Source organism: Mesorhizobium sp. M0011 (assembly GCF_040324155.1).
Taxonomy (GTDB): Bacteria; Pseudomonadota; Alphaproteobacteria; order Rhizobiales; family Rhizobiaceae; genus Mesorhizobium.
The window spans coordinates 79424-92354 of sequence record NZ_JAMYVQ010000008.1; the positions used below are offsets into that span (position 1 = coordinate 79424).

A 12931-nucleotide genomic window follows, 5' to 3' on the forward strand; every position below is an offset into this window, starting at 1 on the left:
TGAGTGGGTTGTGTGCGGATATGGTGTGATCGCGGAAGGTGATTGTAAATCGCTAACCGCGAGGGCTTCTTTTAGACAGCGGCGAGCTGTCCAACGGGTTCTCAGCCGACTTGGCCGATCGCCGCTCCTTCAGCCACAGGGACTTCTTTCTCCTTGCCAGGTTCTCGTCTCGAACGCTGTCTTCGGCGGTCACTCCGCCATGCATCGCGGCAATCACGTAGTCGGCTCTGTTGGTTCGAAAGTCGCCTTTTTGTACGGACATCGTTTTCTCCCAGTGCGAGGCATTTCCCCCCTTTTTGCCTGACGCTGAAACTAACTGCCTATCCGTGGTGCAAGTCTACCAATCGGCGATTGTATTAAAACGATACACTCAGCAGGTATGGTGATGGCGCGATCGCACGAGAGGAGCCCATTCTGGCGGGGCTTCTTCATTGACCCGGTTGTGATCCTTGCGGGGGTGCCGCGGCGGGAGGGGCCGGAGCCTGCGGTGTGGGTTCCGTGGAAGGCGGGGCGGGGCTGTCAGGCTGAGGTGCAGGCTGTGCGGCCTCTTCCTCAGTCAGAACCTGGTCAGTCCTGGCCTTGATCTCATCGGCCGTCTGCTGGCTTATCAGCCCGTTGCTGACGGCGAAACCAGCAGCCAGAGCGACAAGGGCTGCAATGATTGCAGCTTTCAACTTCTTCGACATCCATAGGCGCCTTGTTCGTGACACCCAACCCACGGCCAAGGGTGCCGCAACCCTGGCGAAGGGTCAATCCTTTGGCTGGAGTCTCTGCTCGGATGCAACGAAATCAATTGGCTACAAACGAAAAACGCCGCCCATTGGGCGGCGTTTCGGCATTGCAGCGAGAAACCCAGATTACTTGATCTTGGTTTCCTTGAATTCGACGTGCTTCTTGGCGACCGGGTCGTACTTGCGGAACGACAGCTTGTCGGTCTTGGTGCGGCTGTTCTTGCTGGTCACGTAGAAGAAACCGGTGTCGGCGGTCGACAGAAGCTTGATCTTGATGTTTGCGGCTTTGGCCATGATATCAGTCCGTTTGTTCGTGGGGTTTTGGCCGCTGGAGCACGGGGAAACACCCGGACGCGGGAAACTTGGCGCGACACATAAAGAACGCGCCCGGAAAGTCAAGCCCGGCAAGCCTCGTGCGATCCGCCTGAGCCTGCTGGTGAACGGAAATCATGCGGTTTCTGTCGCCGGTGCAGTAACCTTCTTCCAGTCTCCGGTCGTGTTCCACCAGCGATTCGGATTGGCGCGGTCGTCCAGCCCCTTGGAACGGCTGGCGAGAATCGGTTGAATGCGGATCACCGGTTCCTGATAGGAATGTGCTTGGAAAATCGCCTCGACGACACGAGCGGCCAGCGCCTGATCGTCCGGCAGTTCGAAGGAAACCTCGACCGTGCCGGGCCGCCGCCTCAATTCGGTTTCGGCGCCGGCGGCCGCACCGTCAAGCGGCCTGTAGCGTTCGATGCCGTGCGCCGACTGATAGGCATTGCGGTCATACTTGCCCATGGCCAGCGGCGCTATCGCCACCACGGCATCCATGATGCGGTCGACGTCGGCGGCCGGAGCCTGGAACGTTACAAGCAGAAGCAGTGTCATTCGTAGCGATGTGGTTTCAAAGCCGCTGTCGATCATGGAAGGGTCCTCGAGTGTTTTGGGACGCCTTTTTAGCCCTGTGCTCCTGACACGGTTCTGTCAGCAGCCTGTCTCCGTGCCGTGCCAAATGCATGGCTGGCCACAGTCGCGCTACAGCAGGATCTTGCGAACCAACCTGACGGCGACCAAAGCGATATAGGCGGCGAAGAACAGGCCGAGCGACCAGCCGAAGCCGGACGGGCCGAACGCATCCATGCCGATGCCGATCGCCTGCGGGCCGAGCACCATGCCGACGCCGTAGCACAGCACGAAGGCGGCGTTGGCCGACGCCAGTTCATGGCCGGAAAGCTGCGAGCCGAGATGGGCGAGGCCGATCGTGTACATGGCAGCGACGACGCCGCCCCAGACGAACAGAAGCGCGGCCATCAGATGCCAATTCTGGGCGAAGAAGGGCATGAAGACGGTGCCGATAAGACCGACCGTGGCGCAGGCAATCAGCAGGTAGCGGCGATCGCTGACGCGGTCGCTGATCATGCCGATCGGGATCTGCAACAACACATTGCCGAGGCCGATCATGGTCAGCAGAAGTGCTGCATCGGCTTCGGAATAGCCGATTCGGCTGCCATAGATCGGGAACAGCGCAAAGCCGCCGGTTTCCACCGCGCCGAACACCAGCACGGCAGCGGTCGCCGACGGCACCAGCCAGATGTAGCGCAGGAAATTGCTGGTTTCGCCATCCGAGGCGATCGACGGGCTCTCGTTGCGTGCTGCCAGCACGGGTATGGCCGCCAGCGTCACCAACGCGATGATGACGCCGAACGGCCTGAAGCCGGAACTGCCGAGATGGGCGAACAGCCACGGTCCGGCGGCAAAGCCGAGCGACAGGACAGTGGCATAAATGCCCAGCACAAGGCCGCGTCGGTGCGGCGGCGCCGAGGTGCTGATCCAGAATTCGGACAGGATGAACAGCACCGTCAGCGCAATGTGCAGCACGATGCGCAGCGGAAACCACATCCAGAAATCGGGTGCGAAATGAAAGCCGACAAAGGCCAGCGCGCCGGCGGCGATCATGGCGATCATGGTCCAGGCAACGCCGAACCGCATGGCGAGCGGGGTCGCCAGCGGCGCACCGGCGATCGAGGCGAGGCCGGCAACGGCGGTGTTGAGGCCGATCATCGAAGCCGAATGGCCGCGCGTTTCGAGGATGACGCTGAGCAGCGGCATGCCAAGGCCGATGGCGATGCCGACGACGCTGATCGACGAGATCGCCGCCACCATCGGCAGCCAGTGTACGCGTTTGTCGCCCTGTGGTTGGGTATCGACCGTCATGGGATGCTGAATACTCTGTCTGTTTGATCTTACGCAATTCCGGGCGGAAAACCGCGTCACACTTCTCCTGGAATTGCTCTAGAGAAGTTCGCGGGTGAAGCGGTTGCGGACAAGCCGGTAGAAGGGCACGGGACCGCCCGGACGCAACAGCGGGTCATGGGCGAGGCGCTTTTGCAGCTCGTCCAGGATCATTTGGGTGATGTCGGGTATGTCGGCTTCCCTGGCCTTGGCGAGCGGCAGCCAGACCAGCTCTTCGAGCTCGTTGGTGGGACCGCCACCGGGCAGTTCGACGGCGACGTCGTCACGCCAGGCGCTGAAGAAGCGCGTGTCGAAGCGGCGCACCCGGTTGGGCGGCGTGATGGCGCGCGCAACGAAGCGCAGCATGTCGAGAGAGGGTTGCACGCCGTGTTCGGCAAAGCCTTGCCAATCGGGCCTGAGGGTTGCGAAAGCACCCTTGCGGCCGATCAGCAGCCCGGCTTCCTCATAGGTTTCGCGGATGGCCGACAGGGCGATGGCGCGGGCTCGTGCGGCGCTTGTGCGGCCTGGCCCGGCGATCAGCCTGGCTTCCTGCTCCGGGTGCAAGGCGGCGACGACCGGTATGCGGCTGTCGGCCGGATCGGTGCGGCCGCCGGGAAAGACGAACTTGCCCGGCATGAAGGCGTGGCCGGCATGACGGCGACCCATCAGAACCAGCACATCATCGTCCTTGCGGTCGAGCAGGATGAGGGTTGCCGCGTCGCGCGGGCGGATTGGCCGGTCGCTATGAGCGATCATGCTCCGCTCGATCCTGTCGACTTCCGCCTTGGTCATACCGTCCATGCGCAGGACCTAGCGAAAACTTCTGGCAAGCGAAAGTGGCCTTTCACGGTCGGTATGTTGCACCAGGCAGCATTCTTGGCTGCGGCCTAGGCTCCGGGATGCGGCTCGATCACGTCGTGCTCGCCGCCGAAGCCGTGCATATAGAAGGCCCATTGCAGTCCGATGACGGCACCCTTGATCGGCTGCAGCAGCGCAACCGACAAAAGGATGGTCAGCGGCACCCAGATGGCGATGTGCTGCCATGTGGACAGCGTCGACGTCGCCTCAACGCCCATGAAGGCGCCCAGCACGATGTGGCCGACGATGACGATGACGAGATAGGCGGGCAGGTCGTCGGCCCGGTGGTGATGCAATTCCTCGCCGCAGACACTGCATGTGTCGACGGTCTTGGTGAAAGCGCGAAACAGCTTGCCTTCGCCGCAATGCGGGCAGCGGCCGAGCAGGCCGCGCTTCATCGCCGTCCACAGCGGGCGCGCGGTCCGGCCCGAGTGATGTTCTCCGCCGAAAACCTGTTCTTCCATGGCTGTTGTCATCATCGTCTCCTGCCGCGCGAACCCGGTCGCGATTGCGACGCGCGGGCGCGGCCCTTGGCCTTGTGAAACGACCGCTTGGAGCCCGGCAGAGGCTTCGGGTCGGTCAACATCTCGAAGCGCATCGCCCCGGCCATCGGCGCCACCTCAATGAGTCGGACCTCGACACGGTCCGCGAGCTGATAACCTTTGCCCGAGCGTTCTCCGAACAGGGAGCGAGCGGTTTCATCGTATATATAGTAATCGCCGCCCAGAGTTGACACCGGGATGAAGCCATCCGCGCCGTACTGCGGCAATTGGACAAATAGTCCTGACTTGGTGACGCCGGAGATGCGGGCATCGAACCGGTCGTCGACGCGTTCGGCGAGATAGCTGGCGATCAGACGGTCGACCGTGTCCCGCTCGGCCGCCATTGCGCGGCGTTCCGTGCCGGAAATCAGCACCGCGACATCTTCGAGCCGTGCCGCTTCGTCCTGCGTCAGCCCGCCCGGACCCAATCCGAGTGCGGCAATAAGTCCGCGATGCACGATCAAATCGGCATAGCGGCGGATCGGCGAGGTGAAATGGGCGTAGCGGCGGAGGTTGAGACCGAAATGGCCGATGTTCTTTGGCGAGTATTCGGCTTGGCTCTGCGAGCGCAGAACCACTTCGTTGACCAGGCCTTCATTGTCGGCGCCGCGCACGCGCTCCAAAATGCCGTTGAACTGGCTTGGCTGCATCTGCGCGCCGCGCGCAAGTGACAGGCCCAATGTCTGCAGGAACTCGCGCAGCGATTCCTGTTTGGCCAGCGATGGCGCGTCATGGACGCGATAGACCAGTTCCTGTTTCTTCGCTTCGAGCGTTTCGGCCGCCGCGACATTGGCCTGGATCATGAATTCTTCGATGAGCTTGTGGGCATCGAGCCGGTCCGGCACGATGACGCGATCGACGGTGCCGTCCGGCTTTAGCACGATCTTGCGCTCCGGCAGGTCGAGTTCGAGCGGCTGGCGGCCATCGCGGCCGCGCTTCAGGATCGCATAGGCGTCCCACAGTGGCTTCAGCACGGTTTTGAGGATCGGGCCTGTCTTGTCGTCCGGCGCGCCCTCGATCGCCGCCTGAGCCTGCTGGTAGGCGAGCTTTGCCGCCGACTTCATCATGACGCGATGGAAGGAGTGCCTGAGCTTGCGGCCCTCGGCCGAAAAAACCATGCGCACTGCCAATGCCGGCCGGTCCTGGCCCTCGCGCAGCGAGCAGAGATCGTTGGAGATGCGCTCGGGCAGCATCGGCACGACGCGATCCGGGAAATACACCGAATTGCCGCGCTTCAGCGCTTCGCGGTCGAGTGCCGTGCCGTAGCGCACATAGGCGGCGACGTCGGCGATGGCGACAGTGGCGACCACGCCGCCCGGGTTCTTCTCGTCGAGATCCGGCGTGGCGAAGACGGCGTCGTCATGATCCTTGGCGTCGGCCGGATCGATGGTGATCAACGGCAGGTCGCGCCAATCCTCGCGGTGATCCAGCGTCGCGGGTTTGACCGCTTCGGATTCTGCGATGACGTCGGCCGGGAAGATATGCGGAATGTCGTGTGCGTGGATGGCGATCATCGAGACCGCCTTTTCGCTGGTCAGCGAGCCCAGCACGTTGAGCACCTTGGCCCTCGGCAGCCCATAGCGGGAAGCCCGCGCCGGCTCGACCTCGACCAGGTCACCGTTCTTGGCGCCGTTCTGGAATTCCTTGTCGACGATCAGTTCGGGCTGGCGCCGTTCCACCGGTTCGATGCGGAAGGTGCCGTCCTGCAAGATGCGAAAGACACCGAGCACGGCATCGGTGCGTTTTTCGAAAATCTTCACCACCCGCCCGGTGTAGGCGGGGCCGCCCAGGGCGACGTTCGTGTCGTCGGCCGGAAAGGTCTTGGCCAGCACGCGGTCGCCAATGCCGGGCGCCGGTCCACCGCCACTGCGCGACAGGCGGATGGAAACGATGGGCGGCGGCCCATTGGCCGTGTGTTCGGTAGGACGCGCCAAGAGCACGCCATCGGCATCACGGTCAAAAATATCGAGGACCGTGACATGGGGCAGGGCGCCGACGCGGGCCAACCCCTTGCGTTCCTTGGTAAGGACGCCTTCGTCCTGCAAGTCGCGCAGCAGATCCTTCAGCCAGATGCGGTCGTCGCCGCGCAGTGCGAAAGCTTTCGCGATGTCGCGTTTGCCGGCGCGATCGGGATTTTCGGCGATGTAGCGCAAAATTTCGTCACGCGACGGCCGGTAGTCGTCCTTGACCTTGGCCCTGGTGTCGGCGGTGCGCGGATCGCCGTGGGTTCTGCCGGTGATCTTGCGCGCCACGCTGCCCTATCCTTTTTTCTTCGCGGCCGGCTTCTTCGCAGCCGGCTTCTTGGCGGCTGCTTTCTTGGTTGCCGGGGCCTTGGCCGCCGCTGCCTTGCGGAACGGCTTCTTGCCGCCGCCGCCCTTGGCTTCCTTCTCGGCAATCAGCGCCAGCGCGTCCTCGATGGTCACCGACTGTGGATCCCTGCCCTTGGGCAGGGTGGCGTTGACCTTGCCGAAATTCACGTAAGGTCCGTATTTGCCGTCGCGCACGACGATCTTGCCGCCGCCATCGGGATGGTCGCCAAGCTCCTTGAGCGCAGCGGCAGTGCCGCCATTGCGTCCGCCCTTGCCCTTCAACTGCTTCTCGGCGATCACCGACACGGCGCGGTTGAGGCCGATCGAGAACACGTCCTCGATGCTCTCGAGATTGGCATAGGTGCCGTCATGCAGCACGAACGGACCGTAGCGGCCGAGCCCGGCCGAGATCATCTTGGCCGTTTCCGGATGCTGGCCGACATCGCGGGGTAGCGACAGCAGCGCCAGCGCCTTTTCGTGATCGATCGATTCTGCCGTCCAGCCCTTGGGCAGGCTGGAGCGCTTGGCTTCCTTGCCGTCGCCGCGCTGCAGGTAGGGGCCGAAGCGGCCGCTCCGCAGCGTGATTTCCTCTGACGTGTAGGGATCCTTACCGATGACCTTGGTGCCGTCCTCGCCGCCGCCATTCTCGCCATTCGGATTGGCGGCGTCGCCGAGCTGGCGGGTGAAGGAGCATTCGGGATAGTTGGAGCAACCGACGAAGGCGCCGAACTTGCCGAGTTTCAGCGACAGATTGCCGGTGCCGCATTTCGGGCAGATGCGCGGGTTCGAACCGTCTTCGCGCGCGGGGAACACCAGCGGCGCCAGCTCTTCATTCAGCGCGTCCAGCACGTCGGTGACGCGCAGTTCCTTGATGTCGGCGACGGCACCGGAAAAATCGTTCCAGAAATCGCGCAGCACGTCCTTCCAGGCGAGCTTGCCGTCGGAAATCTCGTCGAGCTTCTCTTCCAGAGATGCCGTGAAGTCGTACTCGACATAGCGCTTGAAGAAGCTTTCGAGGAAGGCCGACAGCAGCCGGCCCTTGGCCTGCGGCACCAGCCGGCGCTTGTCGATGGTGACATAGTCGCGGTCTTCGAGCGTCTTCAGGATCGCCGTATATGTGGAAGGCCGGCCGATGCCGAGTTCTTCCAGCTTCTTGATTAGCGAAGCTTCCGAATAACGCGGCGGCGGCTCGGTGGTGTGCTGGGTGGCATTGATCGCCTGGCGGGCAAGCTGCTCGCCGGCGCGGATTTCGGGCAGCCGACGGTTTTCCTCGTCTTCCGCATCGTCGTCCTTCTGGTCGGTGTAGGCGGCGATGAAGCCGTCGAAGCGAACGACCGAACCGATAGCACGCAGCTCCGCGGTGCGCGATCCGTTGACCGCTTCGATCTCGGCGGTGGTGCGCTCGATCTCGGCGGACTGCATCTGGCTGGCGATGGCGCGCTTCCAGATCAGCTCATAGAGCCGCATCTGGTCGGAATCGAGATATTGCCTGACCGATGCCGGGGTGCGCATGAAATCCGTCGGGCGGATCGCTTCGTGCGCTTCCTGGGCGTTCTTGGCTTTGGCCGTATATTGGCGCGGCTTTTCCGGCAGGTATTTTGCGCCGAATTCCTTGGCAATGGCGTCGCGTGCGGCGTCGATCGCCTCGGGTGCCATCTGCACGCCGTCGGTTCGCATATAGGTGATGAGACCTGTGGTCTCGCCGCCGATCTCCATGCCTTCATAGAGACGTTGCGCGACCTGCATGGTGCGGCTGGCCGAGAAGCCGAGACCTGACGAAGCGGCCTGCTGCAGGGTCGAAGTGGTGAAAGGCGGGCCGGGATTGCGCTTGGTCGGCTTGGCTTCCACCGACACCGCCTTGAAGGTTGCGCCATCAAGCATCGACTTGATGTCGTCGGCCTGCGCCTTGTTGGAAATGTCGAGCTTTTGCAGCTTCTTGCGGTCGAAGGCGGTCAGCCGCGCTTCGAAATTCTCGTTGCGCGGCGTGCCCAGCAGGGCGGCGATCTGCCAGTATTCCTCGCGGATGAAGCGCTCGATCTCGGATTCGCGGTCGCAGACGAGACGCAACGCAACCGACTGGACGCGGCCGGCCGAGCGGGCGCCCGGCAGCTTGCGCCACAGCACCGGCGACAGCGTGAAGCCGACGAGATAATCCAGCGCCCGGCGGGCGAGATAGGCATCGACCAGCGGCGCATCGATCTGGCGCGGATTGGCCATCGCCTCCAGAACCGACGATTTGGTGATGGCGTTGAAGACGACGCGGCTGACCGGCTTGTCCTTCAGCGCACGCTTCTGCTTCAGCACTTCCAGCACATGCCAGGAAATCGCCTCGCCTTCGCGATCCGGATCGGTGGCGAGGATCAGGCCGTCGGCATCCTTGACCGCCTTGGCTATGTCGGCAAGCCGTTTGCCAGAGGCGGTGTCGACCGCCCAGGACATGGCGAAATCCTCATCCGGACGCACCGAGCCATCCTTGGCCGGCAAATCCCTGACATGGCCGAACGAGGCCAGAACCTTGTAGTTCTTGCCGAGGTATTTGTTGATTGTCTTCGCCTTGGCCGGCGATTCGACGACGACGACGTCCATGAGGTCTCATATCAGCTGTGGTGCGGCAGAAGAATTCCGCTGCGCGCGACGAAATCTCGTTCTATTTGTCGCTCACATGGCCGCGCTTTTGCATCCGGTCAAGGGGAAGCGCCCAAATTGCGGGCCGGTCCGCAGCAATACACTCTAAGAGTGTATGGAGAAAATCACAGAATTTTGGGAAAGGGAGATGTGGTGCCGAGCCGGCGAAAACGACCTGGTTTCCACCGAGTCGCGGAGTGACGGCCGGGAATAGCGTCGGTTCGACGCCAGAACGGCTGATTGATGCTGGCCGCCGGCGGCATGGAGCGATGCCCGGCGACCAGTCAGCAGGCGGGACTGGGATAGAGTGGCTTAGTCGGCCTTGACGATGTGCCAGACTTCGCCGACGCCGTCGCCGGTCACGTCGCCGGGCTTCTTGTCCTTTATGAAGGTGTAGACCGGCTTGCCGTCATAGGCCCACATCTTGGTGCCGTCGGTGCGGTCGACAACGGTCCATTCGTCATCCGCCTTGGCGCCGGCTTCGGCCTTCAGCGGCGGCCAGTTGGTGGCGCATTTGTCGTAGCAGTTGGTCTTGCCCTTCTCGTCCTTGTCATAGGTGTAAAGCGTCATGCCGTTGGCGTCGGTGTAGATCTTGGTGCCATTGACCTCGGCTTCCTTCCACGCGTCGGCGGCGAAGGATGCGGCGGTGCTGAGTAGAAGCGCTGCCAGTCCTGCGGTTATGGTTTTCATGGAAATCTCCCTGACTGATATCTGGAGACGCGCGGGAAATCGCGGCCTCACAGCATCAACGCCTGCGAGCCGTCGTTTCTTCCTGGCAAGTGCGTCGGGCAATGGATGATCTTGCCAACACAATGGTGATTGGTGGACAAGGCTGCGCGTCGCTATATCGGCGTCACGGCATTGGAGTTCTTGGAAATGGCATTGGACATCGGCTATGTCAGCGCGATCGGGGCGGGAGCTATCTCGTTCCTGTCGCCTTGCGTGCTGCCGCTGGTGCCGCCTTATCTCTGTTATATGGCCGGCGTGTCGGTCGACGATTTCCGCGGCAATGCCGGTGCGACAGCGCGTGAAGGCGCACGCGGCGCGCTGCTCTTTTCCTCGATCGCCTTCGTGCTCGGCTTCTCGACCGTCTTTGTCGCGCTGGGCGCCGGCGCCTCGACCATCGGCCGGCTGCTGCGCGTCTGGCAGGAGCCGCTGGCAATGGGCGCCGGTGTGCTGATCATCCTGATGGGCCTGAATTTCCTCGGCATCCTGCGCATTCCGCTGCTGTCGCGCGAGGCGCGCTTCCAGTCGCAGGGAAAACCGGCGAGTGCTGTCGCCGCCTATGTCATGGGGCTGGCTTTCGCCTTCGGCTGGACGCCCTGCATCGGCCCGGTGCTGGGGCCGATCCTGACGCTGGCAGGTGGTCGCGAAACGGTGGGCGAGGGCGCGCTGCTGCTCGCCGCCTATTCGCTCGGGCTGGGCATCCCGTTCCTGATCGCCGCGCTGTTTTCAGGCGCCTTCATGCGCTTCCTCGGCAAATTCCGCGTCCATCTCGGCCGTGTCGAAAAGGCGATCGGCGCGCTGCTGGTCGTTGCCGGCGTGTTTTTCCTCACCGGCGGCGTGCAGACCGTTTCCTACTGGCTGCTGGAGAATTTCCCGGTGCTGGGGCGGCTGGGGTAGCGGCGGGCAAATGCCCAGGCTGAGCCCAGGATCGAACTGTGGACCCGCTGATTAAAAGTCAGTTGCTCTACCATCGCACCGGAATTTAACCGCATTGGTGAAGCATGGCGCCACTGCTAGCATGCTTTGATTCCCAACCCTTTTCATATGGTTGTCGTTCCATGAGCCAGAGATCCTGCCTGTCCGTCATCCTTGCCGCCGGCGAAGGCACGCGCATGAAGAGCGTGCTGCCGAAGGTGCTGCACCAGATCGCCGGCCTGCCGATGGTCGCCCATGTGGTGAAGGCGGCCGAAGCCGCTGGTGCCGGCAGCCAGGCGCTGGTGATCGGCCATGGGGCCGAAGAGATGCGCAAGGCGGCGGCGAAATTCGCTCCGAAGGCCGAGACCTTCGTGCAGGACAAGCGCCTCGGCACCGCGCATGCCGTGCTCGCCGCGCGCGATGCGATATCAAAGGGTTATGACGATATCCTGGTGATGTTCGGCGACACGCCGCTGATCGACGCGGATGCGCTGACCGTGGCGCGGCTGAAACTGGCGGAAGGTGCGGCCGTCGTCGTGGTTGGCTTCCGTCCGCCCAGCCCGACGGGCTATGGCCGGCTGATCGAAAAGGACGGCAAGCTGGTCGCCATCCGCGAGGAAAAGGATTGCTCCGAGGAGGAGAAAAAAATCGGCTTCTGCAATGCCGGGATGATGGCGGTAGCCGGCGCCCATGCGCTGAAGCTGCTCGATCAGGTCGGCAACAAGAATGCCAAGGGCGAGTACTACCTCACCGACATTGTCGAGATCGCCAGCGGGCGCGGCCTTGACGTCGTCGCCACCGAAGCCAGCTTCGAGAGCGCGCTCGGCATCAACAATCGCGCCGAACTGGCGCAAGCTGAGGGTATCTGGCAGGCGCGTCGCCGACACGAAGCGATGCTGTCGGGTGTGACGCTGATTGCGCCGGAGACGGTGTATTTCTCGCACGACACCGAGATTGGCGCTGACACCATCGTCGAGCCCAATGTCTGGTTCGGCCCGGGCGTGAAGATCGCCACGGGCGCCAAGATCCATGCGTTCAGCCATATCGAAGGCGCCACCATTGCGTCCAATTGCGATGTCGGGCCGTATGCGCGGCTGCGGCCGGGTGCGGATCTCCGGAACAAGGCCAAAGTCGGCAATTTCTGCGAGGTCAAGCAGGCCGTTATCGAGGAGGGCGCCAAGGTCAACCATTTGACCTATATCGGCGATGCCCGCGTCGGCGCGGGTGCCAATATCGGCGCCGGCACCATCACCTGCAATTATGACGGCTATTCGAAATTCTTCACGGACATCGGCGAGGGCGCGTTCATTGGCTCCAATTCGTCGCTGGTGGCGCCTGTCACCATCGGCAAGGGCGGCTACATCGCCTCGGGCAGCGTGATCACCGAAAGCGTGCCCGACGACGCGCTGGCCTTCGGCCGCGCCCGCCAGAAGACGATTCCAGGCAAGGGCAAGGAATTGCGCGAGCGCTTTGCTTCGGCGGCGGCGGCGAAGAAAAAGGCTGCTGGATAACGGGCGTTAGCCGGAAGTCTTCGCGTCCTTGCCGAAAGCGGCCGTGACTTCGATCTTGCCGACGATCGCCTTGTTGAATTCAGGGAGATCTTCGGCCGGAATCCAGTATTCCAGATGCGCCTTGCTGCCAGCGTGCTCGACCCGGTAGCGGTCGAGAAAGCTCTTGAGAACGTCGAACCGGGTGACGAACCCCGAGCCGCTGGCCGGCACGTTCCAGTCGCGTGCGATCTGCACCGCATAGGCTTCGGTCGTCACGGGATAGAAAATGGGCTGCTCGGGCAGGCGCGGCGGAAACGCCTGCATCCCCGAGGCCTGGATCAGTTTCAGTTCCCTGGGGCCGACAGGGCGCCAGAGGGTTACGGTGGGCTTGCTCTCGCTCATGGCAGGGCTATTAGCGAGATATCTCTCTGGTGAAAACCATCGTCTGAAAACCGAAGCCTGACAAACCGAACGATTGCAGTAACCGGATTGCAAGAGCGGTCTGTCATGGTGCATCGACA

General features: G+C 62.8%; 12 protein-coding genes. 2 read left to right on the plus strand and 10 right to left on the minus strand.

Annotation, left to right across the window (positions count from 1 at the left end; all coding sequences use genetic code 11):
• Positions 1-52: 52 nt before the first annotated feature.
• From NKK51_RS11725 to NKK51_RS11765, 9 genes are all read right to left on the minus strand, one after another.
• Complete coding sequence (locus NKK51_RS11725; RefSeq protein ID WP_013531922.1) at positions 53-262, minus strand: hypothetical protein; 210 nt, start codon at positions 260-262, stop codon at positions 53-55.
• A gap of 595 nt (positions 263-857) precedes the next feature.
• The gene (gene rpmG, locus NKK51_RS11730) at positions 858-1025 is read right to left on the minus strand and encodes a 50S ribosomal protein L33 (RefSeq protein WP_006201775.1); all 168 of its coding nucleotides are present in this window, start codon (positions 1023-1025) and stop codon (positions 858-860) included.
• Between the two features lie 153 nt (positions 1026-1178).
• Positions 1179-1637, minus strand: coding sequence for a YqfO family protein (locus tag NKK51_RS11735; protein ID WP_352552940.1), 459 nt, complete (start codon positions 1635-1637; stop codon positions 1179-1181).
• Between the two features lie 111 nt (positions 1638-1748).
• Positions 1749-2927, minus strand: a complete 1179-nt coding sequence (locus NKK51_RS11740; RefSeq protein WP_352552942.1) for an MFS transporter — start codon at positions 2925-2927, stop codon at positions 1749-1751.
• Positions 2928-3005: 78 nt separating this feature from the next.
• Positions 3006-3746, minus strand: coding sequence for an NUDIX hydrolase (locus tag NKK51_RS11745; protein ID WP_352552944.1), 741 nt, complete (start codon positions 3744-3746; stop codon positions 3006-3008).
• A gap of 86 nt (positions 3747-3832) precedes the next feature.
• The gene (locus tag NKK51_RS11750) at positions 3833-4267 is read right to left on the minus strand and encodes a DUF983 domain-containing protein (RefSeq protein WP_352553077.1); all 435 of its coding nucleotides are present in this window, start codon (positions 4265-4267) and stop codon (positions 3833-3835) included.
• A gap of 11 nt (positions 4268-4278) precedes the next feature.
• A complete protein-coding gene (rnr, locus tag NKK51_RS11755) occupies positions 4279-6597 on the minus strand; it encodes a ribonuclease R (RefSeq protein ID WP_352552945.1) in 2319 nt (772 codons plus the stop codon).
• A 6-nt stretch (positions 6598-6603) separates the two neighbouring features.
• Entirely contained in the window at positions 6604-9240 is a 2637-nt protein-coding gene (gene topA / locus NKK51_RS11760) for a type I DNA topoisomerase (RefSeq protein ID WP_352552946.1), read from the minus strand.
• A gap of 351 nt (positions 9241-9591) precedes the next feature.
• Entirely contained in the window at positions 9592-9969 is a 378-nt protein-coding gene (locus NKK51_RS11765) for a COG4315 family predicted lipoprotein (protein ID WP_128303545.1), read from the minus strand.
• 186 nt (positions 9970-10155) lie between these two features.
• Between NKK51_RS11765 and NKK51_RS11770 the strand changes: the two genes are divergently transcribed.
• The gene (locus NKK51_RS11770) at positions 10156-10902 is read left to right on the plus strand and encodes a cytochrome c biogenesis CcdA family protein (protein WP_023810549.1); all 747 of its coding nucleotides are present in this window, start codon (positions 10156-10158) and stop codon (positions 10900-10902) included.
• A gap of 161 nt (positions 10903-11063) precedes the next feature.
• The gene (glmU, locus tag NKK51_RS11775) at positions 11064-12431 is read left to right on the plus strand and encodes a bifunctional UDP-N-acetylglucosamine diphosphorylase/glucosamine-1-phosphate N-acetyltransferase GlmU (protein ID WP_352552948.1); all 1368 of its coding nucleotides are present in this window, start codon (positions 11064-11066) and stop codon (positions 12429-12431) included.
• A gap of 6 nt (positions 12432-12437) precedes the next feature.
• Here glmU and NKK51_RS11780 read toward each other — a convergent pair whose 3' ends face one another.
• Positions 12438-12812 carry a hypothetical protein gene (locus NKK51_RS11780; RefSeq protein WP_023810552.1) on the minus strand — a complete coding sequence of 125 codons (375 nt, stop codon included), beginning with the start codon at positions 12810-12812 and terminating at the stop codon, positions 12438-12440.
• Positions 12813-12931: the final 119 nt, after the last annotated feature.